The organism is Flavobacterium sp. PL02 (assembly GCF_035013205.1).
GTDB lineage: Bacteria > Bacteroidota > Bacteroidia > Flavobacteriales > Flavobacteriaceae > Flavobacterium.
The window spans coordinates 153,550-178,657 of record NZ_JAYGJP010000001.1 but is presented as its reverse complement, the minus strand read 5'-3'; the positions used below and the strand labels follow the sequence as shown (position 1 = coordinate 178,657).

Here is a 25,108-nt window from a genome sequence, read left to right as displayed (position 1 = left end):
TTTTATTTGTTTAGTTGTGCTAAAATTTCCTTAACTATCTTCATGTCATCAAAATCATGACGTACTCCATTTACTTCTTGGTACGTTTCGTGTCCTTTACCTGCTATTAAAATAATATCGTTAGGCTGAGCTAGTTGACAAGCTGTTTTTATAGCTTGTTTTCGATCTGTAATTGCCAATGTTTTTTTATAATTTTGAGGTTCAACACCTTTTTCCATTTCACTAATTATAGTTTCTGGATCTTCATTTCTAGGGTTGTCCGATGTAAATATTGCTTTATCACTTAGTTCTGAACCAATTTGTGCCATAATCGGACGCTTGGTTTTATCTCTGTTTCCTCCACAACCTACAACCGTAATTAATTGCTCGTTTTTAGTACGAATATCATTTATGGTTTTCAATACGTTTTCTAGCGCATCTGGTGTATGTGCATAATCTACAATCGCTGTGATATTAGAATCTGATACAATAAACTGAAAACGTCCAGAAACACTTTCTAAATCCGATAATAATCGTAAAGCCTCAAGGCTATCAATCCCTAATTCAATAGCTGTTCCATAGATAGCTAATAAATTATAAGCATTAAATGTTCCTATTAATTTTACCCAAACCTCATTATCATTAATTTTTAATAACAATCCTGATAATTGGTTTTCTAAAATTTGCGCTTTATAATCCGCATATGATTTTAAAGCATAGGTGCGTTTTTTAGCAACTGTATTTTGCAACATTACAGGCCCATTTTTATCATCGATATTTGATAATGCAAATGCTGTTTTTGGTAATGAATCAAAAAACGACTTTTTCACATCTCTATATTCTGCAAAAGTTGGATGGTAATCTAAATGATCATGTGATAAATTTGTAAAAATCCCACCCACAAAATGCAATGCTTCAGTACGTTTTTGATGAATCCCGTGTGAACTCACTTCCATAAAACAATACGTTACTCCAGCTTCAATCATTTCGTTTAAATAATGATTGATTGTAATAGAATCTGGTGTTGTATGAGTTGCTTTATACTCCGTCTCATCAACTAATATTTTTACTGTAGATAATAAACCTACTTTAAATCCAGCCTTTTTAAATAATTGATACAACAATGAAGCAATCGTAGTTTTTCCGTTTGTTCCTGTAATACCTACTAATTTTATTTTTTCTGATGGGTTATCAAAATAATTAGCTGCCATAAAAGCCAAAGCCGAATTGGTATCTTTAACCTTAATATAAGTAACTTCTTTTGCTAAAGCCTCTGGTAATGTATCGCAAATAATAGCCGTTGCACCAAGCTCAATTGCTTTTTGGATATAATCATGTCCATCAGAAAGTGATCCTCTAATAGCAACAAAAACATCATTCGCTTCTATTTTTCTAGAATCGAAATCTATTTTATGAATAGCAATATCTGTTGAACCCGTTACCGATTCAATAGCTACTTTGTATAATATGTCTTTTAATATATTCACGATAATTCTAATACTATAATTGTGTTTTTGGCTATATTCTGCCCTGCCTGAAGTGATTGATTTTTCACTTTTCCTATTCCGTTAACTTTTACTTTAAGACCTAAATTTTCAAGCAAAGCAATTGCATCCATTCCCGCCATTCCTTTTACATCTGGAATAGACTGTTTCTTTTGTACCTGGGTATAATATGCGTTATAATTGTTCTCTTGTTTTGGTATCTTACCGTCTATTTTTTTAATCGTATTTGCAGATGGTGCATCTGTAAATATCTTTTGTGCAATTCTTTTAAAAACTGGCCCGGCAACATCGGCTCCGTAATAATTATTTTTTGATGTATTTGGTTTATGAACGACTACAATACAAGAATATTTAGGATGATCTGCTGGAAAATATCCTACAAACGAAGAAGCATAATAAAAATTTCCTTTGTCACCTTTTCCGTAATTCACCTTAACCGTTCCTGTTTTTCCTGCCATCGAAAAATCTTTCGAATACAACTTAGACCCAGTTCCTTTTTTAACCACGTTTGCCAAAACAGCTTTTAGCTTCTTAATGGTTTCTTGCGAACATACTTTTGGATTTAAAACTTCGACATCAAATTTCTTAATCGTTCTATTCCATTCTTTTATCTCCGAAACAAATTGTGGCTTAACCATTACTCCATTATTTGCAACCGAATTATAATAAGTCAACGTTTGCAATGGCGTTACCGAAACTCCATATCCAAAAGCCATCCATGGCAATGAAACTCCCGACCAATGCTTGTCTCCTGGTTGTGGAATATATGGTCTTCCTTCTCCTTCAAAAGGCAATCCCAATCTTTTATTTAATCCGTATCCGTTAATATGATTTACAAACTTAGATGGGTTACTCTTATAATTATCATAAACTGCCTGAGCCATTACTGTATTTGACGAAAGTTCAAACCCTCTAGCTAATGAAACTTTACCATAACCCCCTCTATGCGAATCATTAACAGAACGACCATAATACTTTATTGTTCCGCCATTAGTGTCATAAACAGTACTGGTATCTGCTACTTTATCTTCTAAAATTGCCATTAAATCAACTAGTTTAAAAGTTGATCCCGGCTCATGAGATTCGGCTATAGCATAATTTGTTGTTTCATAATAAGAACCATCATCTGCTCTTCCTAAATTAGAAATTGCTTTAACATGTCCTGTTTCTGTTTCCATTACTACCACACAACCATGATCTGCTTGGTAATCTTCTACTTGTTTTAACAATGCATGATGCGCGATATCCTGAATAAAAACATCTATTGTCGATATTACATCGTAACCATCTTGAGGGTCTACCTCGTTTACATCACGAATAGGTTTCCACTGCCCTTTTGCAATTTTTTGTTTTAAAATTTTACCATCCTTCCCATTCAGGTATTTTCTAAAAGCCCATTCGATTCCTTTACCCATCGATTCTCCGTTCACACCACCTTTGTCATAACCAATAGTACGTTCGGCAATTTTTCCGATAGGATGTTCTCTTACCGTTTCTTGCTCTACGATAATCCCACCTTTATAAGCTCCCAAATTAAATAATGGGAACCCTTTTATTTTCATATAATCTGTATAACTCAATTTTCGAGCTATCAAAAAATATCTGTTTTTATTGGCTCTTGCCTTTCTTAATTCATTTTGATAATAACCACTTGGTCTTCCTAAAACAAAAGACAAAGAATCCGAAAGCAATTTTACATTTTTCTCGAATACTTCAGTTTTTGGTGTAACAGCATCAAATCTAATTTCGTAATTAGGAATAGAGGTTGCCAAAAGACTTCCATCGGCAGAATAAATATTCCCTTTATTTGCAGGAATAACGAAGTTTTTTACAGTACGTTGCTTGGCTAATTTCCTGTAATAATCCCCCTCAACCCACTGAATGTTGGTTAACTTTACGACAATACCAATTGCCATCAAAAAGATGAAAACTGCTACCAGATAAATTCTGTAGGATATATTTTTATCGTCTACTGCCATATGCGTTTAAAAAAGCTTTTTTCTTTTTCTTTCTTCACTTCAATCTTAATTGGCGGAACTGTTGATGGATAAATTTCTTTAGCAAGCATTTTTTCCGATACTGTCGATTCCATCTTTAATTTCATCAATTCCGAACGTCTGTCTACAAACTCCGATCGCAATTCCTTTACTTCATTATTCAATTTTGCAATTTCAAAAACCTTTTGTTCGTATCGTTGTGTATTTGCAATCATTATTATTGCTAGCAGAATGATAAAAACGATAAAACGCCAATTTTTAATAGCGTCATCATTTATAAGAAATCTTGCTTTTAATATGTCAAATACTCCGTGTTTCATTATACCTTATTATAGTACTATATTTTTTCAGCTATTCTTAGCTTTGCACTTCTAGCCCTATTGTTAATTTTAATCTCTGCATCATCTGGAACTATTAGCTTTCCGATAGTCTTAAATGGAACGGTGAAGTTTCCATAAAAATCACGTTCTGGCTCTCCCTCAAACATTCCGTTTTTAATAAAACGCTTTACCAATCTGTCTTCTAATGAGTGATAAGAAATAACACTTAATCTTCCGCCTGGGTTTAAAATCTCCAACGATTGCTCGACGAACTCTTTCAATACATCCATTTCCTGATTTACCTCAATACGAATAGCCTGATAAATCTGAGCTAATATTTTATTTTTAACTCTTTCTGGTAAATATTTTGCCAAAACTTCTTTTAATTCGTCTGTAGTTTTGATTGGTCTGTGCTCTCTCGCCTCTACAATTGTTCTTGACAAAACTGGTGCATTTTTCAATTCCCCATAATCCAGAAAAACTCGGCGTAAATCCTGCTCGTCGTATTCATTTACCACACGATATGCGTTCAAATCATTCTTCTGACTCATTCTCATATCCAGATCAGCATCAAAACGAGTAGAAAAACCTCTTTCAGCAACATCAAACTGGTGTGATGAAACACCTAAGTCTGCCAAAATTCCATCTACTCCTCTTACACCATGAAAACGCAAGAACCTTTTTATAAATCTAAAATTCTCATTTATCAAAGTAAATCTTTCGTCAGGCAAAGCATTTGCCAAAGCATCTTCGTCTTGATCAAAAGCAAATAATCTTCCGTTTGGCCCTAGCCTGTTTAAAATCTCTTTTGAATGTCCCCCACCACCAAACGTCACATCTACATAAATGCCGTCGGGCTTAATATTTAAGCCATCTACTGTCGGATGAAGCAAAACCGGATTATGATATTCCATTGTCGTCGTCATTTATATTTCCCATTACTTCTTCGGCTAAATCTGCAAAATCCATATCTTCGCCGCTAATTGATTTTTCGTATAACTCTTTATCCCATATTTCAACAATATTCACCGCAGATGAAAACACCACGTCTTTTGAAATACCAGAAAATGTCATTAAATCTTTCGGAACCAATAAACGTCCTAATGCATCAATTTCAACAATCTTAACTCCAGCGGTAAACCTTCTGATAAAATCATTGTTTTTCTTTACAAAACGATTCAGTTTATTAATTTTCTGCATCATCAAATCCCATTCTTCCATTGGATACAATTCCAGACAGGTCTGAAAAACGGAACGCTTCAAAACAAATCCGTTTTGAAGAGAGGTCGCCAACTGCTTTTTTAAAGGAGCTGGCATTAGCAGCCTCCCTTTTGCATCGACTTTACACTCATATGTCCCGACAATTGTGTTCAAAAAAATGTATGGTTATGTTACACAGCAAAAATATAAAAAATATTACCACAATTTACCACTATATACCACTTTGTTGATAAGTTTAACCACTTTTATCCCAAAAGCCTTAAATTATGCATAGTCAGATCATTAGCCATTTTAAAATAGTTTGTAAGAATGGTTCTACATAACAAAAAATGAAATGATATTGTCATAAAATTCCAATCTGTTTTTGCTAATTTTCTTTAGAAAAAAGAAAAAAATTAAAACAACTAGCAACTGATTTTTAGCCTTTTATTTCTTCTACTAAAATTATCTAGTTAAAAAATGTTTTCAAAAATCCATATTTATGTATTAAACCCTATATTTGTCCAAATTGAAATCGGTATTTAGTTAGATGGATAAACATTACAAAAAAGAAGGCAGATACAGCTATTATGAAGCTGGAGAAGGGACACCTATTGTTATTTTACATGGACTCATGGGAGGACTTAGTAACTTCGATGCCGTAGCCGAATATTTTTCAAATAGAGGATATAAAATAGTAATACCTGACTTACCGATATACACACAAAGTATACTAAAAACCAACGTAAAAAGTTTTGCCAAATATGTTAAAGACTTTATCACCTTCAAAGGATTCGATAAAGTTATTTTACTAGGGAATTCATTAGGTGGACATATTGCTTTATACCATACCAAATTATACCCTGAAAAAGTAATTGGGCTTGTTATAACAGGAAGTTCTGGTCTTTACGAAAGTGCAATGGGCGACAGTTACCCTAAAAGAGGAGATTACGAATACATAAGAAGAAAAGCTGAAGATGTATTTTATGACCCAAAAATTGCAACTCCCGAACTTATCGATGAAGTTTACGCTTCGGTAAACGATCGAATAAAATTAATAAAAACGCTTACTATAGCAAAAAGCGCTATTCGCCATAACATGGCAAAAGATTTACCTAAAATGCAAGTTGAAACTTGTATCATTTGGGGTAAAAACGACAAAGTAACTCCACCGGACGTAGCCGAAGAGTTTAACAAATTACTTCCTAACTCTTCTTTATATTGGATAGACAAATGTGGACATGCTGCCATGATGGAACATCCAGAAGAGTTTAACAAAATTCTTGAAGAGTGGTTGCAAAAAACCAATTTATAATAAACGCTTTCGAATTTGAGGAGGTTTTAGAAATAGCATAGATATGAAAATAAATACCGCCGAATTTATAATTAGTAATTCTGATGTAAGCAAATGTCCTAAGGACTTCTTGCCAGAATATGCTTTTATAGGAAGATCAAACGTAGGAAAGTCTTCTTTGATCAACATGTTGACCAATCATAAAAACTTAGCAAAAACTTCTGGTCGCCCTGGAAAAACACAATTGATAAATCATTTCCTGATTAATAACAATTGGTTCCTTGTCGATTTACCAGGATATGGTTACGCTAAAGTTTCTAAAAAAACAAAATCTGTTTTCCAACAGTTCATTACTGATTATTTTGAAACTCGCGAACAATTAGTTTGCGCTTTCGTATTAATCGATATTCGTCACGAAGCTCAAACCATCGATATTGAATTTATGTCGTACATGGGAGAAAGTGAAATTCCGTTTTGTATCATTTTTACCAAAGCAGATAAAATTAGTAAAGTAAAAATCGATTCTCACATCGCTGCTTACAAAAAGAAAATGTTTGCTAATAACTGGGCCGAAATGCCTCATTATTTTGTAACATCGGCAACAGAAGCTACAGGTAAAGATGATGTTTTAAAATACATCGACGAAGTAAACCAAGAGGTATTCAAAAACAATAGTCAGTTTTAAAATACCCTTTTCAGATAAAATAAAAAAATCCCAAAACTTAATCGGTTTTGGGATTTTTTATTTTGTAGTTAAAATCTTTAAAAAAATATTTTTTTAAACTACATTTGAAACCAATCAACATATACTTATGAAAAGCTTAAAGTTTATACCACTCATTTTTCTGTTTATATTTTCATCATGCGAATCATCATCGTATGTTACTATGCCTGGACCAAAAACTGGCGTTGACTTTACATCTGGAAAATGGCTATTAAACGAATTAGATTGTCCAAAAAACTCTAGAGACAAATTAACCGCTGAAACTCTAGACTATTTCAAGAAAAATTTAGGGGAACGAATATCTTATATCAATGACGTAAATGGATTACTAATTACCAGAAAAATTCATTTAGATCCCAACAAAACAAAATTAAAAGAACTTAAAGATGGAACTGGTTTTGATTTCTTTATTAATATTGTTTCCACAAAAAACAAAAACGACTTCTCTTCCGTCGAACTTTATCAAGACGAAAATGATTTAGGCAAAAACGAAAGTGCCGTAACCCTAGAGATATATGACTTAAACTTACAGGAAATTATTTTCTCTCAAAAAGTGGTAGGTACAGCTCACAAAAAGGAAACTAAATCTATGTGGGAAACAGAAAAGTCAGATAAACTTATAGACAACATAACATTCTACAGAAGCTCAGACAAATTAATGGTTGGGTCTTTAAAACGAATATTTAAGAATCTAAACAAAGCCTCTGTTAAATAAAAAAATCCCATTCGCCGCGGCGAATGGGATTTTCTATTTTGTATTCAATTATGATTTTTTCAATTCTAGCTTTTCAGCGAAATAATCACAGAAATCTTTCATTGTATCCGACATTTTTTCATCGTCTGTAGCACGTTTAAAAGTATCTGCCATAGCTACTAAAGTCTGATGAAAGAAAATTTTCATTTCATCCACAGGCATATCTTTTGTCCATAAATCAATACGCATTGTTTCCTGTACCTTACTATCCCAGATAGAAAGCATAATTGCTTTAGCATCCTGAGCTTCAACTCCACCATCTTTTGCCGACCATTTTAATTTTTCTGGCACACGGTTTTCGTCTAATTCTATAAGGAATTTAATTTCTGAGGTTTGTTGTTTATTATCTGACATTACTTCTTAGGTTTATATTTTGACTTTTCAAAAATTTCTTTTGCGTTGGTTTTTAATAATTGTTCTATCGACACATCATTGTTTTTCATGTATGAACGTACAATCTGCCAACCAATCCAGGTTCCAACGCGTCCTGGAGATTCGTTATCTATTTCTAAGTAAAATTTAGAAAATGGAGCTGTATTTATAAATCGTGTTGTAAGTTTTGCATCATCACTATACAACATTTCTTTCTCTATAAAATAACGCCACATATACCCTTCATTCTCTTCACACCATTTTATTTGTTCTGGCGTGTATCCTATTTTATCTGCATCAGTATAATCTGGCAAAAGCAAATCTTTTAAATACAATTGCTTTCCATAATATACCATTTTGCTAATTAAATTCTTATCGGTAACTGGTGAGATTTTCTTCATCGAAAAACTAGAAACCACATCTGGCATAATTTGTTTCTCTTCAAAATTCTCTTTTATATAATTCGGAAATTGATAAAACTTATGTTCTTTTCCTAAATACAACTCTAGCGCTACAACAACCAGACTATCGGCATAAATTGCTTTATTATTATAATCCATCTCAGATATTATAGTAATAACCTTTGGCGTTTTAGTTTTAGGAAAATAGTACTCTATATGTTGGAATAAAGTATTAAACTCTTTTCGAACTGGCTCAAAATCTCCATACTTTTTCTGAACTTCAGTATACAATTCTCTCCAAAGCGGATTCTGCATTTTCTCTATCCAAACCGCATCATCATTTCCTGCAGGAAAAAAATATGGGTATTCTTTTTTTACTTTACCCAAATCTTTTGGCTGGGTCTCAAAAAACACTTTATCAAAGCGTTCTACTTTAATATCAACAGGAATTTCTTCTACCGCTTTTTCAATTTTGCTTTTTTGGTCACAGGACAAAAAAAAGACAGATAGAGCGATAGCAAACCGATATATTTTCATTTTATTTTAATTAAGTTTGTGTTGCAAAATTATCTAAGTAAAGACTACTTAAATATAATTGTGCAAATATACATTCCTGCATTTTAAAACTTAAACTATTATGGCTAAAAAAAGCACTATTCAAACAGAAAAAGTAAATACCTACATTGTAGAGTGGTTAAAAGATTATGCTAACAATGCTAAAGTGAATGGTTTTATTATAGGAATTTCTGGTGGTGTCGACTCAGCTGTAACCTCAACATTATGCGCTCAAACAGGATTAAAGGTTTTATGCGTAGAAATGCCAATACATCAAGCTCCAAATCAAGTTTCTAGAGGACGAGAACACATTGAACAACTAAAAAAACGATTCCCAAATGTCTCTAATATCGAAACTGACTTAACAAGTACTTTTGAAGCTTTTAAAGCCTCAACTCCTCATGATGCCGATATTGCAAAAGTAAATTTATCGCTTGCCAACACTCGTGCTCGTTTACGTATGACAAGTTTGTATTATTTAGCTGGAATTTACGGATTATTGGTTGCTGGAACTGGAAACAAAGTTGAAGATTTTGGAGTAGGTTTTTATACAAAATACGGTGATGGCGGTGTAGATTTGAGTCCAATTGCCGATTTAATGAAATCTGACGTGTATGCTTTAGGGCAATTTCTTGAAATTCCTAACACAATTTTAACAGCTGCCCCAACCGATGGTTTATTTGGAGATAATAGAACAGATGAAGACCAATTGGGTGCAAGCTATGACGAATTAGAAGCGGCAATGTTAGCCGATGAGCTAGGAAAATCGGCTGCTGACTTTGTAGGAAGAGAAAAAATTGTTTTCGAAATATACAAGAAATTAAACACAGCCAATCAACACAAAATGAATCCTATACCTGTGTGCTCGATACCTAAAAAGTTAAAATAATCATTTTTATACTGATTTGCAATAAATTACAGAATTTATTTATTAATTTTACAGTTCCAAAAAAAATGAACAATTCTTAAAAAGGTAAAACTATGATTAAAGTATGTTTAGCAGACAACCACCCTGTGACGCACTTTGGCGTTAAGTCGTATTTTAAAGACCATGATGACATTTCAATTGTTGCAAATGTAGGCAACTTTACGATGGTAAAAGACATCCTTCAAACTAAGGACATCGACATTCTAATTTTAGATTTAGAATTAGAAGGTCTTGCCAGTATTTTTGAAGTTAAGTCTATTCTGAAAAACTTTCCAAAAACAAAAATCATCATCTTCAGTAATCTTTCTGAACAAATGTATGCTCCAAATGCCATAAAAGCTGGTGTTTCGGGATACATTCACAAAACAGAAAAATTAGAAACTCTGGGGATTTCGATTATCAAAGTACACGAAGGAAAAATTATCATCAATGAAACTGTACGTAAAAACATGGCATTGATCGCAAAACAAAGCAAAAGCGAACGTTTGTATCGAAAACTTTCTAACAGAGAAATTGAAGTATTACGTTACTTAAGCGATGGTAAGAAAAACAACGAAATTTCTAAAATTCTAAATCTTAACGAAAAAACAATTAGTACTTATAAACTAAGATTACTAACAAAATTAAACGTTACCAATTTAGTAGATTTGGTTAATAAAGCCAAAACACTAGAGATTATTTAATTATGATAACGGGACATTACCCTCCCAAGTTTTCTCGAAAACGAATTAATTAATTTAGAGTAATCTACCACCATTAACAAGAGCTCCATATTATCTTCCTTAGGGTCTGATACTATGGAGCTTTTTAATTCTTCAATTATCTTATCGACCAAAAACCAACGCATAGACAAAATTGTCTCAGTTACGTATTGACTTATAGATTCTGATTTTTCTTTTGCAAAAATATTTTGCCCCTCCCAATCATGAAGTGTAACTTTTTCATCTTCCATTAGAATATCTGTTACTTCCTGAGCAAATTCAGGCTGTAAACGCATTAAATATTGCTCCAAACTAAATTTTTCATTCTGATGATAGAATGCAATTAAGTCTGTAAAAATATCTCGAAACAGATTATTAGAAAGCTCTACCTCATCTTCCTGCAAACTCAAATAAATTCGCTGAAAAACTTTGTATTCTTTCTTTTCGGTAACAGTTTCAATTTCTCCTTCTCCATTACTTCTCAGGAAAACATCTTCAAACAGTTCTGTCTTATCTCCATAAAGCAATAAAATTTCAATTACTTTACGTTCTAAATGATATAAAATATCAATTTTTTCTGCTTGCTGTTCTACTGGATATCCTGGCTCACCTGGATAATCATCAGGCGGTCCGTTTCTTGGATCTTCTGGATCTCCTCCTGAATACCCTGTTTGTTTTGGTTTTTGGTTTCTATAAACTTCAAAAGGTTTTTGCTCCTGCTTTTGCTTTTTACCAACTTCTGCAATATCTTTTTGAATCAACTGCGCCAAAGTACTCACAAGTACCTGCTCAGAAATATCCATAATTCTGGCACATTCCTGAACGTAAACTTCACGCTGAATCCTATCTGGAATTTTAGAAATACTCGTAACCATATCCCGAATCAAATCGGCTTTCTTTATAGGATCATTTTTTGCTTCATTCATTAATAACGAAGCCTTAAACTGAATAAAGTCTTTAGCATTATTTTCTAAGTACGCTACTAAGTCATCATACGAAGTTTTTCTGGCAAAACTATCCGGGTCATCACCATCAGGGAAAGTACATACTCTTACGTTCATACCTTCTTCCAGAATCAAATCGATTCCTCGAATAGAAGCTCGTAATCCCGCAGCATCACCATCAAAAAGTACGGTGATGTTTTTTGTCAATCTATTTACCAGTCTAATCTGATCTGGTGTTAATGCCGTTCCAGAAGATGCAACCACATTTTCTATCCCTGCTTGATTAAACTGAATTACATCAGTATAACCCTCAACTAAAAAACAATTGTTTTGTTTAGCAATAGCTTGTTTGGCCTGAAAAATACCATACAACACTTTACTCTTATGGTAAATATCACTCTCTGGTGAATTTAAATATTTTGCAGCTTTTTTATCATTGGTTAAAATACGTCCTCCAAAACCAAGTACACGTCCCGACATACTTTGTATTGGGAACATAACACGTCCTTTAAATCGATCAAACGGACGGTCATCTCTAGGAATTGTTAACCCTGTACTTTCAAGAAATTCAAGTTTATATCCCTGACCGAGTGCTTCTTTAGTTAAAGCATCCCAAGTTTCAGGAGAATATCCTAGTTCGAATTTTTTAATTGTTTCGTTTGTAAACCCTCTTTCTTTAAAATATGAAAGCCCTATTGCCTGACCTTCATCTGTATTTAAAAGTACATTATGAAAATACTTTTTGGCAAACTCAGAAACAAGATACATACTTTCACGAACATCTGTAATCGCTTTTTCAGCATCTGTCTGTTCGGTTTCTTCAATTTCGATATTATATTTTCTTGCCAAATATCGAATGGCTTCTGGGTAAGTAAAATGTTCATGCTCTATCAAGAAAGCAACAGAGTTCCCTCCTTTTCCAGAACTAAAATCTTTCCAGATACCTTTTGCAGGCGATACCATAAACGATGGCGAGCGCTCATCCGAGAATGGACTCAATCCCTTAAAGTTACTTCCTGCTCGTTTTAAATGTACAAAATCGCCAATTACCTCCTCTACTCGAGCAGTTTCAAAAACGGTATTTATGGTATTTTGTGAAATCAAAACGTATTACTTTTTTAAAGATTGAAGCTTACAAAATTACACAAATCAAACTTGATATTTTGAATTATATGAAACAAAAAAAGCACTTCTCTCGAAGTGCTTCATTACTATAAAACTAACCTAACTTTTTTAATTCAAATCTAAACGTAATCCTAATGAAACATTGTTTTGTTTTATATCATTGTCAGCAAACAAAGGGTTAAGGTCATATTTTAAATACAAACTTATATCTCTATATCCCATATAACCACTTACTCCGTAAATGAAATTATTTACATTATAATCGCCTTTTGATATTACTTTTTCTTTTATATCATCTTGATCATATTTTAGAATTTGTTTGGACTTAACATTAATCCCTGCATATCCTCCAAGCCCAAAACGAAAACTTCTGTGAGTTCTAAAATAAGTACCTCCATTACTATCGCGTTTACTTCCCGAAAAATCAAACTCTAAGTGCGCTGGTATAACTAAATAAACATTTCTAAAACGGGATTCATCTAGATTTACAGGATTAACTTCCAGAACGGTCTTATCTCCATCTACAACAAAATTACGGTTCTCTGTAGGTCTAATATTATTATACATTAATGACAATCCGTATTTAGCATGAAGCAAATTATGATCTTTTAAAATCCTGGAATTAAATGTAAATCCCCATTCGTAAAAATGCGAACCCATAAATTTGTAATCGGAGTTTTTTAAACTTCCATCAGTCACTAAATTATTTAATCCTGCTGCAAACACAAATTGCGAAGTAGTTCTCTTTTCTCTGTAAATCGAATCTTTTCCTTTTCCACATCCTTTGCAAAGCCTAATCATATACTTTTTTACAGAATCTCTTTCTTTTATTTTTCCATCTACTTTTTGTTGTACTAAATCATTTAATTCATTTTGTACAACCGTAATTTTCTCTTCTATTATAATCGCTCTTGCTTCCGCTAATTGTTTTTTCTTTTTATCAGCTTCTTCTCTGGTTATTTTCCTTTCAGAAAGTTGAACATTTACAACTTCTACTTCTTCTTTCAAAGCAGCTTTTTCATCTTTGGTTATTTTTTCGATTTTGTTTGCAATAGATTTTGCTCTGGATTCAAATGTCTCTTGCCCTATCATTTTGCTAACAAATAAAAATAGAATGAGGACTAAGTAAATGGTAAAATTTCTCATGGTGATTTTTTTAAAAATTGATTGATTTTTTGATTGATGATGATTTTAATTTTGATTATTGCAATAGCTATTCTTCAGCATTTCTGTTTCCCAAAGCTACTTTTACAGTTTGGTAATTTTTATTGACTTTATTAATTACTTTTTCTCTAAATGAAAGCTCTAACTCTCCATCGACTTGAGAAAGTAACTCATTAGCATTTACCTTAACTTTAGCTTTTTGCTGATCTGTTTTCCCCATTACTAAAGTTTTTTCTGCTGATGTCAGTAATTGATCTACAGTTGCACTTTTTGAATTGTCTGCGATTGCGGTTTGATTGATTTTTGATTCTGTTTTTTGATTGTTTTTCCAATTCTCGTTATTGGTTTCTTTGATGATTGAACGCTCCGTTACTTGATTTAAATTTATTTTATTTTGATTTACTTTATCCTTTTTTTCTTCAATATTTTTCTTTGTCTCTTTTATTACAACTGCATCTGTATTTAAAGGGTTCAAGATTATTTTATCTTCTATCTTATTTGGTTTAGCGACTGAATCTTTTACTTCTTCTTTAACAACTACTGTATCATTCAGGTTATTAACTGGAGCCTCTCTTTGACTAAAATAAATCGTGCTTATCAATAAGAAACCGATAAACCCTGCCGCAACATACATCCAGGTATATTTTCGTTTTGGCTTAGTTTCTTCGGCAACATTCAGCATCGCATCTAATCTATCCCAAGCATTATTGCTAGGGTTGATTTCTCTTTCATTTAGTTTTTCACGAAACTCTTTTTCTAATTTATTCGGTTCCATTTTCTTGTTTTTTTAATATAATAATTTGCTTTTGCAGCATTTTGCGAGCATGTGATAATTGTGACTTTGACGTTCCTTCATTAATCCCCAGCATCGTTGCAATTTCATTGTGCTTATATCCTTCGATAGCATAAAGGTTAAAAACCATCTTATAACCATCTGGTAAGCTATCTATTAAAAACTGAATTTGATCTGTAGATAATTGACTTTCGATGCCATTAAAACTCTCTTCAGTATAATTTTCATCTTCAATAAATTTTACCTTTTTTTGAACCCGTAGATATGAAATGCATTCGTTTACCATTATCCTTCGAATCCATCCTTCAAAACTTCCTTTATTTTCAAATCTATTAAGGTTTACAAAGACTTTCATAAACGATGTTATCATTACATCTTCTGCTAGTTGAATGTCTTTAATATACTGTCGGCAAACACTTAACATTTTCGAAGAAAACTTACTGTATATCTGCTGCTGAGCCTGTCGATTATTATCGATAGCCAACTGAATGATTTCAGTTTCTTCTTGATGTAAATGGATTACTTTCATAAAAACGTATAGAAAATTTCAAAAAATGATTCGGTAAAAATTAACTCAAATACTGCTATTATTAATCGTCCGTTTAAAATCAAACAGACTTCTATTAGCATAGACGCTTTAAGATTAAAAAAGGTTGTATGGGGCTTTTAAAATTTAACGATTAAAAGATTTAAAAATTAAATCAAAACTTCAAACCATTGAAATAGTAACACTTAGCACTAAAATTATTCTAAAAAAATAAAACAAATTAAACGAGTTATGTGGTTAGCTTATATTCCTGAAGTTTTGATTTCACAATTTTCATTGCTTGAACTACTCGGGTATTACTAAAAACCTACATCTATAATTCAATGAAATTATTTCAACCATGTAAGTGATATAAGTTGATTTAAGTTTTATGCTGTCTAGCCACACTTATATTTACTTATATGTTTATTTTTTATAACCTAAAAAGAAATGATAATCTTAAGAAATTGAAACACCGTTATATAAGGACATAATTAAATTATAATCGCAACAAATTATCTAATTGACAAATTATCTAAAATTACTTTTTTCTTTCGATAACGTAGTTCACCATCAAAGTCAAGGCTGCTTTGAATTCTGAATCTGAATAATTGTTGAGTAGTGAGAGTGCTTCTTGCTGAAATTCTACCATTTTATTTTCGGCGTAAGCCAAACCATTATTATCTTTTACAAAAGCAATAACTTCTTTTACGCGCTTTTTGTCTTTATTATGGTTTTTGATAGAATTAATAAGCCAGCTTTTTTCTTTAGAGGTACAGTTATTTAGAACATGAATTAAAGGCAAAGTCATTTTTTGCTCTTTAATATCTATTCCGGTAGGTTTACCAATAGCTTCTTCGCTATAATCGAATAAATCATCTTTTATTTGAAAAGCCATTCCTATAAGCTCTCCAAATTTACGCATGTTCTCTACCTGAACTTCATCTTCTATGACCGATTTTGCGCCAAGTGCACAACAAGCAGCAATAAGTGTCGCTGTCTTTTTTCGGATAATTTCATAATAAACATCCTCGGTAATATCTAGTCTTCTTGCTTTTTCTATCTGAAGTAATTCGCCTTCGCTCATTTCGCGTACAGCAACAGATATTATTTTAAGTAAATCAAAATCACCATTATCTATAGAAAGTAACAATCCTTTTGATAATAAATAATCTCCAACCAGAACAGCTATTTTATTTTTCCAAAGTGCATTGATAGAGAAAAAACCACGACGACGGTTACTATCATCTACAACATCATCATGAACCAAAGTGGCGGTATGAATTAACTCTATAACCGATGCTCCTCGATAAGTACGTTCGTTCACGATTCCTTCTGAAACCATTTTTGCTGTCAAGAAAACAAACATAGGTCGCATTTGTTTTCCTTTTCGATTTACGATGTAATAGGTAATTCTGTTAAGCAAAGCCACCTTTGAAGTCATCGATTCATGGAACTTTTTTTCAAAAAGTTCCATTTCGTTAAAAATGGGCTGCTTTATTTGTGAGGTAATATTCATTTCGATTCCAAATATACTATTTTAAATAAAAAAACGTTGTCTATTTTATAGAAGTATATCAACATTTGTAACTTTTTATACACTATTCATATTCAAGTAAACCTTATTTACTCGAAAGCTCATTATTAGCATAGTCTAATTGTGTCGTTACTATTTTATTTCCCCTTTATAAAATAGCATTAACTCAAAATCTACAATATAATCTCCACTCTAATTTAATTCATTAATTACAAGAAATCTAAATTACTTATTATGAAAACAAAGATTTTATTATTGGGAGCCATTGCAACTTTTTCGTTTTTCATTAGTTGTAATTCAGATGAAACAAGACAAGATGTTTCATCTAAAACTATTTCAAACGATGAAATAGCTACAAACTCAAAAATTGATGCATCGATTGATGATGTTTCAAATATTGCAGAAGACCAATTTGGCGCACAACAAAACAGTTCCCGAAAAGCAACCGGAGTTATTAAAAGCTTTTTACCAGAATGCGCCGTCATTACAACTGTATTAACAGACAATACATGGACAAGAACTATCGATTTTGGCACTGAAGGTTGTACCTTATCTAACGGAAATACATTGAAAGGAAAAATTACCATTTCGTTTACAAATGATTTCTCAAGCTCCGAACATACAATCACATACAGTTTTGAGAACTTTTACCACAATGGTAATAAAATACAAGGTAGCAAAAGCATAAGCCTAACACAAAAAGCAACTGCTTTATTAGCAACTGTTCACCCTGTATCTACTTCGGCAATCGACATGACAATTACATTTGAAGATGGGAAAATTTACAAACGAACTGGTACTTTAATAAAGGAAATGATTGCTGGTTTCGACACTTGGTTTAATTGGGACGACAACACTTTTATTATCACTGGTACAGGAGAAACTACGTTCCCTAATGGTGATAAAATTTCGACCGAAATTATACTTCCCCTAGAATTTTCTATGGCATGCAAAAAACCATTCCCTGTAAAAGGTTCTATTTCTATTACTAAAAATGAAGCTAAGGCTTTAATTGATTTTGGAAATGGTGATTGTGATGACCTTGCTGTTGTTACAAGAGATGGCGTTTCGGAAGAAATTCATTTAAAAAAATAAGCTGATTTATAAAGAGAAAAGCATTAAAAACAAGTGGTAATCTCGTTTTTAATGCTTTTTTATTTTTATACTAAAGTAATTCTAAACTTCTGCTTCTTTATTGGCCAATTGCCCACAAGCAGCATCAATATCTTTTCCTCTGCTTCGGCGTACTTTTACCACAACCCCTATGTTTTCTAATGCTTTTATGTACGCATTAATCGATTCTTCTGAAGCTTGCTGAAACTCTCCATCATCGATTGGATTATATTCGATAAGGTTGACTTTACATGGTATGTATTTACAAAACTTTACCAAGGCATCAATCGATGCTTTATCGTCGTTAATTCCTTTCCAAACTACGTATTCGTATGAAACTTTGCATTTAGTCTTTCTATACCAATATTCTAATGATTCTCGTAAATCTGCCAAAGGAAAGTTTTTACTAAAAGGCATGATTCGAGAACGGATTTCATCGATTGCCGAGTGTAATGAAACCGCCAATTTGAATTTAACATCATCATCGGCCATTTTTTTAATCATCTTAGGAATTCCCGATGTCGATACCATAATACGTTTTGGTGACATCCCTAATCCTTCTGTAGAGGTAATCATATCAATTGCTTTCATAACATTGTTATAATTCATGAGTGGTTCTCCCATTCCCATAAACACAATATTCGATAGCGGATGATTATAATACAAACGACTTTCTTTATCTATAGCTATTACCTGATCATAAATCTCTGCAGGTTCTAGATTTCGCATTCTTTTTAATCTCGCTGTTGCACAAAAATTACAATCTAAGCTACAACCTACCTGGCTAGATACACAAGCCGTAGTTCTTGTTTGGGTTGGTATTAAAACCGACTCTACAACTAATCCGTCATGTAAACGTACAGCATTCTTTACTGTACCGTCGCTACTGCGTTGCATTGTATCAACCTTAATATGATTGATAACAAAATTATCTTCGAGCATAGAACGTGTTGCCTTAGCAACATTGGTCATATCATCAAAACTATGTGCTCCTTTACTCCATAACCACTCGTAAACTTGATTTCCGCGAAAAGCTTTGTCATTATTAGCGACAAAAAAATCGCGCAATTCCTCTTTTGATAAGGCTCGTATGTCTTTTTTCTCCATTTGCATGCTGCAAAGTTACTAAAGTATTTGCTCATTTTTAATCGACTATAAGATATAATCTCAAACCGATAATAGAATCTAAAATAAAGGCAATTATATCCGTAAAAAACCGTGTAATTTCTTACTCTAAAAAACATCGATTATACTACATCGTTGTAGCTATAGATAGGGCTTTAATAAAATTTTAACAATGATTTATATCATCTAAAGAGCTCTTTATGTGTGTTAAATTTGACTCAAACAAATACCACGATTAGTTGCTGATAAATGTAATTTAAAAGCTACAAATCAAATTTTTCGATAACAATTTAATACACAGAAAAATGAAATTACCAAAAAACAAATTATTCCTTTCAACAGTACTTTTCTTCGGAATCGTATTGTCTTCAAATGCTCAAAAAAACTACACCCTAGACGCAAAAACTAGTTACTCTGTATCTGGAACATCTACAATGCATGATTGGGAAATGAAATCTGACTCAAAAACAGGAACAGCTAATTTCACTATCGCAGATTCAAAATTAGTTAGCATCAACAATATTGATATTACCCTGCCTGCAGAGAGCATTAAAAGCGAGAAAACTAGTATGGATAAGGTGGCGTACAAAACTTTAAAAACAGACAAATTCAAAAACATTAAATATGTTTTAAAATCTGCCGAAAAAATTAATGAAACTACATGGGAACTTACTGGAACTTATACCATAGCCGGAGTAAGCAAAGTAATAAAAACACAAGTAAAAACTACAGTTACCAAAGATGCGGTATCCTTACAAGGCAGCAACAAAATCACTTTTACTGAATTTGGAATGAAATCTCCAACTGCATTATTAGGAACGATTAAAACTGGAGAAAACTTAACCATAAAATTCAATTTAAACTTTAATTTATAATAATCATGAAAAAAATCTATCTACTATTTATAGCATTAGCAAGCACGGTTGCTGCAAATGCACAGCTAAGTTTTGGACATATGCAGAATCAAATTCCTCGTGACCAGAGGGCCATCAATGTATTTGATGTCAAAAAAGATACCGCTGCCTACAAAGGCATTAGTGTTGATCTGGGCGGAGCATTTGCCTTGCAATTTCAAGCCTTGAATTCGTTCAATGACCAAAGAAACTTAACCGGAGCAAATGCCGAATACAGATTAAACAATCTAACTAACGACTTTAATTTACCAAATGCTAATATGACAATAGGTGCACAATTAGCAGATGGGGTACGTGTAAACTTAGACATATATCTTGCTTCCAGACACCACCATGAAACCTGGGTACAAGGTGGATACTTGCAAATTGACAAATTAGATTTCATTAAAAAAGGGCTTCTTGAAGATGTTATGAAATACACCACCATCAAAATAGGTCAAATGGAAAACAACTATGGTGATGCACATTTTAGAAGAAGTAACAATGCTTATACGATTACAAACCCTTTTATTGGAAACAATATCATGGATGCTTTTACTACCGAAATGGGGGCTGAAATATATTATAACAGAAGCAGTTTTGTAAGTATGATTGGAGTAACAAACTCTAAATTAAATCAAAACGTACAAGAAGTTATTCCAGGAACAGCTACAGAACTTGCTCCGGATCAAAATACAACTATTAGCCCTACAATCTTAGCTAAATTAGGTTGGGATAAACAAATTGACAGTGATTTAAGAATCAGACTTACCGGATCTTACTATCATACAGCAAATTCTAGCGGAAACTTATATAGTTCTGATAGAGCAGGAAGTCGTTTTTATAGCGTAATGACACACGCCGGAACGATAGGTTACCCAAGTTCAAATATTTTAGATTCAGAGAGTAATAAAGATACTGGTAGATTTAATCCGGGATTCGGAAACTGGGCCACTTCTTACATGATTAACCCGTTTATAAAATATAAAGGATTTGAATTCTTTGGTACTTTAGAATTTGCTTCAGGTGGTGACTATAAAGGAACAGATGATACTCGTAATGTCAATCAATATGTTGGAGATATAGTTTATCGTTTTGGAAATCATGAAAATCTATATGTTGGTGCTAAATACAATTTAGTCGACGGAAAATTACGTAACTCTGATGCTGATGCTGTACAAGTAAATAGATTTGAAGCTGCTGCAGGTTGGTTTATGACTAAAAACATTTTAGCAAAACTTTCATACGTGCAACAGAACTACAAAAACTACCAACAATTTGGAAATGTAGGCGGAGTTTCAATGCCAAATGACTTTTACGGAGGAAAATTTGAAGGACTAATGTTTGAAGCAACAATTTCATTCTAAATAAAATGAAAAATAGATTTCTAATTTTAATTTTGGGTTTAGTCATTTTTCTTTCCTTAGGAAGTGCTAAACCCACTTTTTTAACAGATGATACTGTTTTAATAATAAATAAAATAAAAATAGAAATTACAGGAGTATCAACTGTCGGCAATTACAATTGCTCCAATATCTTCCCTAAAAAAGATACCATTTATTTAAATTCAACAAAGAAAAATGCATTTAATACTGAAATCAAGATGTCAAATTTTGATTGCGGAAACAAAATAATGACAAAAGATTTACAAGGAACTGTAAAGATAAAAACCTTCCCTAACAGTGTTGTGTATATTACAGACATAAAACCTAGTGGCAAAAATTACAAATGTACACTGGCTTTTTACATCACAAATAAAACCCTGAAATACAAAGATTTCATATTATATACCACTGATAAAAAAATCGAAGGATCTCTTAATTTAAAGTTCTCAGATATTGAATTAGCGCCTCCCGTAAAGATGGCTGGTTTAATTAAAGTAAAAGATGATATTGTTATTAATTTTAGTTTGTACAAAAACTAAGTGAGTGGAAAAACTCATCATTTCTTTTTAAAATATTATCATGTTTTTTTTAAGGTACTCTATATGGGTACCTTTTTGATTTTAAAAAACTTTTTCCTAAATCTTTCCGAATATAAAACTTGGCACGAGAATTGTTTTTCTCTCAAAGGGAAAATAATATTACAAAGCGCGCAATCATTTTAAAATGTGTATCTTTATTTTTCAGCTCTATAAACGTTAAATTTTATCAACCTAAAAAAATTAATTCATTATGAAAAAACAAATTTTAAGTTTAGCATTAGTTGCCTTATTAAGTTTAGCTGTTCAGTCATGTAAAAAAGAAGAGCCAAAACCAACAGAAGATGAATTAACGCTTGGAAACAAAGTAGACTCATTAACTACTGACATTAAAGAAGTAAAAGATACAGCCGTAACTAAAGTTGAAGATGCTGCCAAAGATGTAAAAGATGCTACTAAAAAAGCTGCTGAAGATGTAAAAGACGCTACAGAAAAAGGGGCTAAAAAAGTAGAAAATGCTGCAAAAGCTGCAAAAGACGGAACTGTAAAAACAGCCAAAGAAGTTAATGATGCTTTAAAAAAATAATTTTCATTGTCATGAAAATTAAAACCATTCGTCACGACGAATGGTTTTTTTTATGCTAAAAAGTGTAGTAGATATTTTTGTATTTTTGTGTTTCAAAAATTTAGACTTTACTCATCATGCATTTTATATCACAAGACTTAGAAGATTATATCGAACAACACTCTGAAAGAGAACCTGAATTACTAGCACGTTTAAACAAAGAAACTTACCAAAAAATATTATTACCACGTATGTTAAGCGGGCATTTTCAAGGGCGTGTTTTAAGTATGCTCTCTAAGTTAATACGTCCTGTAAATATTCTCGAAATTGGTACTTATACTGGCTATGCTGCTTTATGTTTATGCGAAGGCATGCAAGAAAACGGGCAATTACATACCATCGATATTAAAGAAGAATTAATAGATTTTCAACGAAAATATTTTGACCAATCGCCTTGGGGAAAACAAATTTTCCAACATTTGGGCGAAGCAACAACTATTATCCCTACGATTGATGTAAAATTTGATTTGGTCTTTATCGATGCTGATAAAGAAAACTACCTTAATTATTACGAAATGATTGTTCCTAAAATGAATAAAGGAGGTATCATTTTATCTGATAATGTTTTATGGAGTGGTAAAGTTTTAGAACCATTACAACCAAACGATATTAGCACAAAAATACTCCTAGAATACAACTTACTTTTAAAGAACGATCCAAGGGTAGAAACTGTTTTATTACCTATTCGTGATGGTCTAACTGTAAGTCGAGTACTTTAAGAAAGTTACTAAGTTACTGAGGCACTAAGATTCTAAGTTTTTTTTATTAAACAAAGACTCAATTACTTTCTACTTTAACTAGAGGTAATTCAGAAAAAAAACAGCAATAAATGAATTACAGCAATGAAATAAACTCGGAAGGTTTTGCAATTATTGATAATGTTTATGATGAAAACGAAATTAAAAAATTGATTTCAATAATTGAAAACGTTACTGAGAACAAAACGGATAAAACAACCTTTAGAAAATCTGAAGATTTATTTGCTATTAGACAATTCCACAAAGAAATCCCTGAGACATTAGATTATATCTTTAATCAGAAATTAAAGGATATTATCAAATCTAACTTTGGGGAGAATTATTTTATAACGAAATCAATATATTTTGACAAACCTGAAAAATCAAATTGGTTTGTTGCTTACCATCAAGACTTGACTATTTCGGTAGATAAAAAATTAGATATAGAAAATTTCGAAAATTGGACTACCAAACAAAATCAGTTTGCAGTACAACCTCCCAAAGAAGTTCTCGAAAATAATTTTACAATAAGAATCCATATCGACAAAACTACTAAAGACAATGGTGCTTTAAAAGTGATTAACAATTCTCATTCTAAAGGAATTTTGAGAGTCGAAAACATGGACTTGAAGAATGAAACGGAAACAATTTGCGAAATCGAAAAAGGTGGTATAATGATTATGAAACCATTGCTTTTTCATGCTTCTAACAAGACTACTAATAATGAGAGAAGACGCGTTATTCATATCGAATTTAGTAATCTGGAATTACCAAATGGATTGGAATGGAGCGAAAAAACAAAGCTTAATTAATCAAAGCTTTTAAATTTTTAAACACAATCTAGCCCAGATGGAAACGGCATCCTTTTTCTGGCTCCTTTAGCCAGGAAAAGATAGAGTGTACAGCTGGAAAAAGCTCCTAAAATTTAAACTGGAAAGTACCTTGCTCTTACTTTTTGGTATATTTTAAACAGTAAGAATCCCATTGTTGCTCCTGCTAAATATCCGCAAAGAATATCCAACGGATAGTGCAATCCTAAATAAATACGGCTATAAGCAAAAACTAATGGCCATAAAAACAGGAGTCCAAAATATTTAAAATGTTTGTTAAGCAACAAGTATAAAAAGGTAGCTACTGCCATTGTATTAGCAGCATGTCCTGAGAAAAAGCTGAATGATGAGCGAACTTGTACAATTCGAATAAACGAATTAATATCGGGGTTATTACAAGGTCTTAAACGTTGTACATTATTTTTAACCAAATTTGTTAATTGGTCTGTACAGGTTATTAAAATTGCTATAAAAAGTAATAGATACAAGGTCTGTTTTGTTCCTAATTTTTTATAAATGAAATAAAATAATAACAAAAAAAGTGGAATCCAATTTACCTGATCCGTAATTACGAGCCAAAGTTTGTCGTAAGTTTCGGAACCTAAACCGTTAAGATAAACAAATAAATTAGTATCGAGTTCTTGTAATTTTTCAAGCATTATATCTGACGTTTTATTGGGCCTGTAATTGTATCAATGTCTTCTTTTGTTTTTTCGAATTGCGTTGTAGCATCTCCTAACAAATTAGTTTTGGCTTTTTCTATTTCAGAATTAATATTGCCTGTTATGTTGTCTAATGATTTCGCATCAAAACCGTTAGCTTCTGCGCCTTTTTGAATTTCGCTTTTAATGTCATTGGTCGCATTTTTAAGTTGCGCCATTGCTTTCCCCATAGTACGAGCAATTTCTGGCACTTTATCTGAACCAAAAAGCATAAGTACTACAAATAGTATAAAAACTAATTCTCCTCCTCCTATACCAAACATATCTTTTTTATTTTATGTGCCACAAAGATATTAAATTTTGTAGCCTACTGTTTTAAAATT

27 protein-coding genes are annotated in these 25,108 nt (G+C 32.3%); 12 read left to right on the top strand and 15 right to left on the bottom strand.

The annotated features are described in order from the left end of the window. Positions 1-2: 2 nt before the first annotated feature. Genes SHI72_RS00835 through SHI72_RS00815 form a run of 5 tightly spaced genes read right to left on the bottom strand, consistent with a single transcriptional unit; the run spans position 3 to position 5,175 of the window. On the bottom strand, positions 3-1,466 hold the full coding sequence (locus tag SHI72_RS00835) for a UDP-N-acetylmuramoyl-L-alanyl-D-glutamate--2,6-diaminopimelate ligase (RefSeq protein ID WP_323488745.1): 1,464 nt from the start codon (positions 1,464-1,466) through the stop codon (positions 3-5). After that, on the bottom strand, positions 1,463-3,463 hold the full coding sequence (locus SHI72_RS00830; protein ID WP_323488744.1) for a penicillin-binding protein: 2,001 nt from the start codon (positions 3,461-3,463) through the stop codon (positions 1,463-1,465). Before SHI72_RS00830 ends, SHI72_RS00835 begins: the two co-directional genes overlap by 4 nt. After that, positions 3,454-3,801 carry an FtsL-like putative cell division protein gene (locus SHI72_RS00825; RefSeq protein WP_039114480.1) on the bottom strand — a complete coding sequence of 116 codons (348 nt, stop codon included), beginning with the start codon at positions 3,799-3,801 and terminating at the stop codon, positions 3,454-3,456. Before SHI72_RS00825 ends, SHI72_RS00830 begins: the two co-directional genes overlap by 10 nt. A gap of 17 nt (positions 3,802-3,818) precedes the next feature. After that, positions 3,819-4,727, bottom strand: a complete 909-nt coding sequence (gene rsmH / locus SHI72_RS00820; protein ID WP_323488743.1) for a 16S rRNA (cytosine(1402)-N(4))-methyltransferase RsmH — start codon at positions 4,725-4,727, stop codon at positions 3,819-3,821. Then, positions 4,702-5,175, bottom strand: a complete 474-nt coding sequence (locus SHI72_RS00815; protein ID WP_035627611.1) for a division/cell wall cluster transcriptional repressor MraZ — start codon at positions 5,173-5,175, stop codon at positions 4,702-4,704. Before SHI72_RS00815 ends, rsmH begins: the two co-directional genes overlap by 26 nt. Before the next feature lie 376 nt (positions 5,176-5,551). Between SHI72_RS00815 and SHI72_RS00810 the strand changes: the two genes are divergently transcribed. From SHI72_RS00810 to SHI72_RS00800, 3 genes are all read left to right on the top strand, one after another. Further along, positions 5,552-6,316, top strand: a complete 765-nt coding sequence (locus SHI72_RS00810; protein WP_035627608.1) for an alpha/beta fold hydrolase — start codon at positions 5,552-5,554, stop codon at positions 6,314-6,316. Positions 6,317-6,359: 43 nt separating this feature from the next. After that, positions 6,360-6,980 (top strand): ribosome biogenesis GTP-binding protein YihA/YsxC, encoded by a 621-nt coding sequence (gene yihA / locus SHI72_RS00805; protein ID WP_039114475.1) that lies wholly within the window; start codon positions 6,360-6,362, stop codon positions 6,978-6,980. Between the two features lie 127 nt (positions 6,981-7,107). Next, on the top strand, positions 7,108-7,734 hold the full coding sequence (locus SHI72_RS00800) for a hypothetical protein (protein WP_323488742.1): 627 nt from the start codon (positions 7,108-7,110) through the stop codon (positions 7,732-7,734). A 48-nt stretch (positions 7,735-7,782) separates the two neighbouring features. Here SHI72_RS00800 and gldC read toward each other — a convergent pair whose 3' ends face one another. Both gldC and gldB read right to left on the bottom strand, forming a co-directional pair. Further along, positions 7,783-8,127 carry a gliding motility protein GldC gene (gene gldC, locus SHI72_RS00795; RefSeq protein WP_039114473.1) on the bottom strand — a complete coding sequence of 115 codons (345 nt, stop codon included), beginning with the start codon at positions 8,125-8,127 and terminating at the stop codon, positions 7,783-7,785. Next, complete coding sequence (gldB, locus tag SHI72_RS00790; RefSeq protein ID WP_039114472.1) at positions 8,127-9,083, bottom strand: gliding motility lipoprotein GldB; 957 nt, start codon at positions 9,081-9,083, stop codon at positions 8,127-8,129. Before gldB ends, gldC begins: the two co-directional genes overlap by 1 nt. Before the next feature lie 100 nt (positions 9,084-9,183). Between gldB and nadE the strand changes: the two genes are divergently transcribed. Together nadE and SHI72_RS00780 are read left to right on the top strand one after the other, a co-directional pair. Beyond that, positions 9,184-9,990, top strand: a complete 807-nt coding sequence (gene nadE / locus SHI72_RS00785) for an NAD(+) synthase (protein ID WP_323488741.1) — start codon at positions 9,184-9,186, stop codon at positions 9,988-9,990. A gap of 92 nt (positions 9,991-10,082) precedes the next feature. Further along, positions 10,083-10,712 carry a response regulator transcription factor gene (locus SHI72_RS00780; protein WP_035618090.1) on the top strand — a complete coding sequence of 210 codons (630 nt, stop codon included), beginning with the start codon at positions 10,083-10,085 and terminating at the stop codon, positions 10,710-10,712. Here the strand turns inward: SHI72_RS00780 and dnaG are convergent. The 5 genes from dnaG to SHI72_RS00755 all read right to left on the bottom strand — a co-directional run bounded on the left by dnaG (position 10,709) and on the right by SHI72_RS00755 (position 16,801). Then, positions 10,709-12,778: a DNA primase gene (dnaG, locus tag SHI72_RS00775; protein ID WP_323488740.1), complete on the bottom strand. Its 2,070-nt coding sequence runs from the start codon at positions 12,776-12,778 to the stop codon at positions 10,709-10,711. The genes SHI72_RS00780 and dnaG overlap by 4 nt on opposite strands. A 129-nt stretch (positions 12,779-12,907) precedes the next feature. Next, on the bottom strand, positions 12,908-13,945 hold the full coding sequence (locus tag SHI72_RS00770) for a hypothetical protein (RefSeq protein ID WP_323488739.1): 1,038 nt from the start codon (positions 13,943-13,945) through the stop codon (positions 12,908-12,910). 67 nt (positions 13,946-14,012) lie between these two features. Further along, the gene (locus SHI72_RS00765; protein WP_323488738.1) at positions 14,013-14,738 is read right to left on the bottom strand and encodes a hypothetical protein; all 726 of its coding nucleotides are present in this window, start codon (positions 14,736-14,738) and stop codon (positions 14,013-14,015) included. Further along, positions 14,725-15,285, bottom strand: coding sequence for an RNA polymerase sigma factor (locus SHI72_RS00760; protein ID WP_323488737.1), 561 nt, complete (start codon positions 15,283-15,285; stop codon positions 14,725-14,727). Before SHI72_RS00760 ends, SHI72_RS00765 begins: the two co-directional genes overlap by 14 nt. A 538-nt stretch (positions 15,286-15,823) precedes the next feature. Further along, the gene (locus tag SHI72_RS00755) at positions 15,824-16,801 is read right to left on the bottom strand and encodes a polyprenyl synthetase family protein (RefSeq protein WP_039114464.1); all 978 of its coding nucleotides are present in this window, start codon (positions 16,799-16,801) and stop codon (positions 15,824-15,826) included. 252 nt (positions 16,802-17,053) lie between these two features. Here SHI72_RS00755 and SHI72_RS00750 point away from each other — a divergent pair, with 252 nt between their 5' ends. Further along, on the top strand, positions 17,054-17,914 hold the full coding sequence (locus tag SHI72_RS00750) for a hypothetical protein (protein ID WP_323488736.1): 861 nt from the start codon (positions 17,054-17,056) through the stop codon (positions 17,912-17,914). 81 nt (positions 17,915-17,995) lie between these two features. Here the strand turns inward: SHI72_RS00750 and rlmN are convergent, their stop codons facing one another. After that, positions 17,996-19,045, bottom strand: coding sequence for a 23S rRNA (adenine(2503)-C(2))-methyltransferase RlmN (gene rlmN, locus SHI72_RS00745; RefSeq protein WP_323488735.1), 1,050 nt, complete (start codon positions 19,043-19,045; stop codon positions 17,996-17,998). Positions 19,046-19,362: 317 nt separating this feature from the next. On the opposite strand from rlmN, the gene SHI72_RS00740 reads away from it, so the two are divergent. The 6 genes from SHI72_RS00740 (at position 19,363) to SHI72_RS00715 (ending at position 24,045) form a co-directional block, all read left to right on the top strand. Next, complete coding sequence (locus tag SHI72_RS00740) at positions 19,363-19,932, top strand: YceI family protein (RefSeq protein ID WP_323488734.1); 570 nt, start codon at positions 19,363-19,365, stop codon at positions 19,930-19,932. Between the two features lie 5 nt (positions 19,933-19,937). Beyond that, positions 19,938-21,317 (top strand): hypothetical protein, encoded by a 1,380-nt coding sequence (locus SHI72_RS00735; protein ID WP_323488733.1) that lies wholly within the window; start codon positions 19,938-19,940, stop codon positions 21,315-21,317. Positions 21,318-21,322: 5 nt separating this feature from the next. Further along, positions 21,323-21,874: a hypothetical protein gene (locus SHI72_RS00730; RefSeq protein WP_039118470.1), complete on the top strand. Its 552-nt coding sequence runs from the start codon at positions 21,323-21,325 to the stop codon at positions 21,872-21,874. A 250-nt stretch (positions 21,875-22,124) separates the two neighbouring features. Next, positions 22,125-22,457, top strand: coding sequence for a hypothetical protein (locus SHI72_RS00725; protein WP_039114456.1), 333 nt, complete (start codon positions 22,125-22,127; stop codon positions 22,455-22,457). Between the two features lie 116 nt (positions 22,458-22,573). Beyond that, positions 22,574-23,215: an O-methyltransferase gene (locus tag SHI72_RS00720; protein ID WP_039114454.1), complete on the top strand. Its 642-nt coding sequence runs from the start codon at positions 22,574-22,576 to the stop codon at positions 23,213-23,215. A gap of 110 nt (positions 23,216-23,325) precedes the next feature. After that, positions 23,326-24,045 carry a phytanoyl-CoA dioxygenase family protein gene (locus SHI72_RS00715; protein WP_323488732.1) on the top strand — a complete coding sequence of 240 codons (720 nt, stop codon included), beginning with the start codon at positions 23,326-23,328 and terminating at the stop codon, positions 24,043-24,045. Positions 24,046-24,158: 113 nt separating this feature from the next. Here the strand turns inward: SHI72_RS00715 and SHI72_RS00710 are convergent, their stop codons facing one another. Beyond that, the gene (locus SHI72_RS00710; protein WP_039114451.1) at positions 24,159-24,722 is read right to left on the bottom strand and encodes a phosphatase PAP2 family protein; all 564 of its coding nucleotides are present in this window, start codon (positions 24,720-24,722) and stop codon (positions 24,159-24,161) included. After that, positions 24,722-25,048 carry a Sec-independent protein translocase subunit TatA/TatB gene (locus tag SHI72_RS00705; protein WP_039114450.1) on the bottom strand — a complete coding sequence of 109 codons (327 nt, stop codon included), beginning with the start codon at positions 25,046-25,048 and terminating at the stop codon, positions 24,722-24,724. Before SHI72_RS00705 ends, SHI72_RS00710 begins: the two co-directional genes overlap by 1 nt. Positions 25,049-25,108 lie beyond the last annotated feature (60 nt).

What these genes read in the sequence shown, in the direction of transcription:
- SHI72_RS00830 (WP_323488744.1), bottom strand. Translation starts at nt 3,463, where the DNA reads ATGGCAGTAGACGATAAAAATATATCCTACAGAATTTATCTGGTAGCA.
- SHI72_RS00825 (WP_039114480.1), bottom strand. Translation starts at nt 3,801, where the DNA reads ATGAAACACGGAGTATTTGACATATTAAAAGCAAGATTTCTTATAAAT.
- rsmH (WP_323488743.1), bottom strand. Translation starts at nt 4,727, where the DNA reads ATGACGACGACAATGGAATATCATAATCCGGTTTTGCTTCATCCGACA.
- SHI72_RS00810 (WP_035627608.1), top strand. Translation starts at nt 5,552, where the DNA reads ATGGATAAACATTACAAAAAAGAAGGCAGATACAGCTATTATGAAGCT.
- yihA (WP_039114475.1), top strand. Translation starts at nt 6,360, where the DNA reads ATGAAAATAAATACCGCCGAATTTATAATTAGTAATTCTGATGTAAGC.
- SHI72_RS00800 (WP_323488742.1), top strand. Translation starts at nt 7,108, where the DNA reads ATGAAAAGCTTAAAGTTTATACCACTCATTTTTCTGTTTATATTTTCA.
- gldC (WP_039114473.1), bottom strand. Translation starts at nt 8,127, where the DNA reads ATGTCAGATAATAAACAACAAACCTCAGAAATTAAATTCCTTATAGAA.
- gldB (WP_039114472.1), bottom strand. Translation starts at nt 9,083, where the DNA reads ATGAAAATATATCGGTTTGCTATCGCTCTATCTGTCTTTTTTTTGTCC.
- nadE (WP_323488741.1), top strand. Translation starts at nt 9,184, where the DNA reads ATGGCTAAAAAAAGCACTATTCAAACAGAAAAAGTAAATACCTACATT.
- SHI72_RS00780 (WP_035618090.1), top strand. Translation starts at nt 10,083, where the DNA reads ATGATTAAAGTATGTTTAGCAGACAACCACCCTGTGACGCACTTTGGC.
- SHI72_RS00770 (WP_323488739.1), bottom strand. Translation starts at nt 13,945, where the DNA reads ATGAGAAATTTTACCATTTACTTAGTCCTCATTCTATTTTTATTTGTT.
- SHI72_RS00765 (WP_323488738.1), bottom strand. Translation starts at nt 14,738, where the DNA reads ATGGAACCGAATAAATTAGAAAAAGAGTTTCGTGAAAAACTAAATGAA.
- SHI72_RS00760 (WP_323488737.1), bottom strand. Translation starts at nt 15,285, where the DNA reads ATGAAAGTAATCCATTTACATCAAGAAGAAACTGAAATCATTCAGTTG.
- SHI72_RS00755 (WP_039114464.1), bottom strand. Translation starts at nt 16,801, where the DNA reads ATGAATATTACCTCACAAATAAAGCAGCCCATTTTTAACGAAATGGAA.
- SHI72_RS00750 (WP_323488736.1), top strand. Translation starts at nt 17,054, where the DNA reads ATGAAAACAAAGATTTTATTATTGGGAGCCATTGCAACTTTTTCGTTT.
- rlmN (WP_323488735.1), bottom strand. Translation starts at nt 19,045, where the DNA reads ATGCAAATGGAGAAAAAAGACATACGAGCCTTATCAAAAGAGGAATTG.
- SHI72_RS00740 (WP_323488734.1), top strand. Translation starts at nt 19,363, where the DNA reads ATGAAATTACCAAAAAACAAATTATTCCTTTCAACAGTACTTTTCTTC.
- SHI72_RS00735 (WP_323488733.1), top strand. Translation starts at nt 19,938, where the DNA reads ATGAAAAAAATCTATCTACTATTTATAGCATTAGCAAGCACGGTTGCT.
- SHI72_RS00730 (WP_039118470.1), top strand. Translation starts at nt 21,323, where the DNA reads ATGAAAAATAGATTTCTAATTTTAATTTTGGGTTTAGTCATTTTTCTT.
- SHI72_RS00725 (WP_039114456.1), top strand. Translation starts at nt 22,125, where the DNA reads ATGAAAAAACAAATTTTAAGTTTAGCATTAGTTGCCTTATTAAGTTTA.
- SHI72_RS00720 (WP_039114454.1), top strand. Translation starts at nt 22,574, where the DNA reads ATGCATTTTATATCACAAGACTTAGAAGATTATATCGAACAACACTCT.
- SHI72_RS00715 (WP_323488732.1), top strand. Translation starts at nt 23,326, where the DNA reads ATGAATTACAGCAATGAAATAAACTCGGAAGGTTTTGCAATTATTGAT.
- SHI72_RS00710 (WP_039114451.1), bottom strand. Translation starts at nt 24,722, where the DNA reads ATGCTTGAAAAATTACAAGAACTCGATACTAATTTATTTGTTTATCTT.
- SHI72_RS00705 (WP_039114450.1), bottom strand. Translation starts at nt 25,048, where the DNA reads ATGTTTGGTATAGGAGGAGGAGAATTAGTTTTTATACTATTTGTAGTA.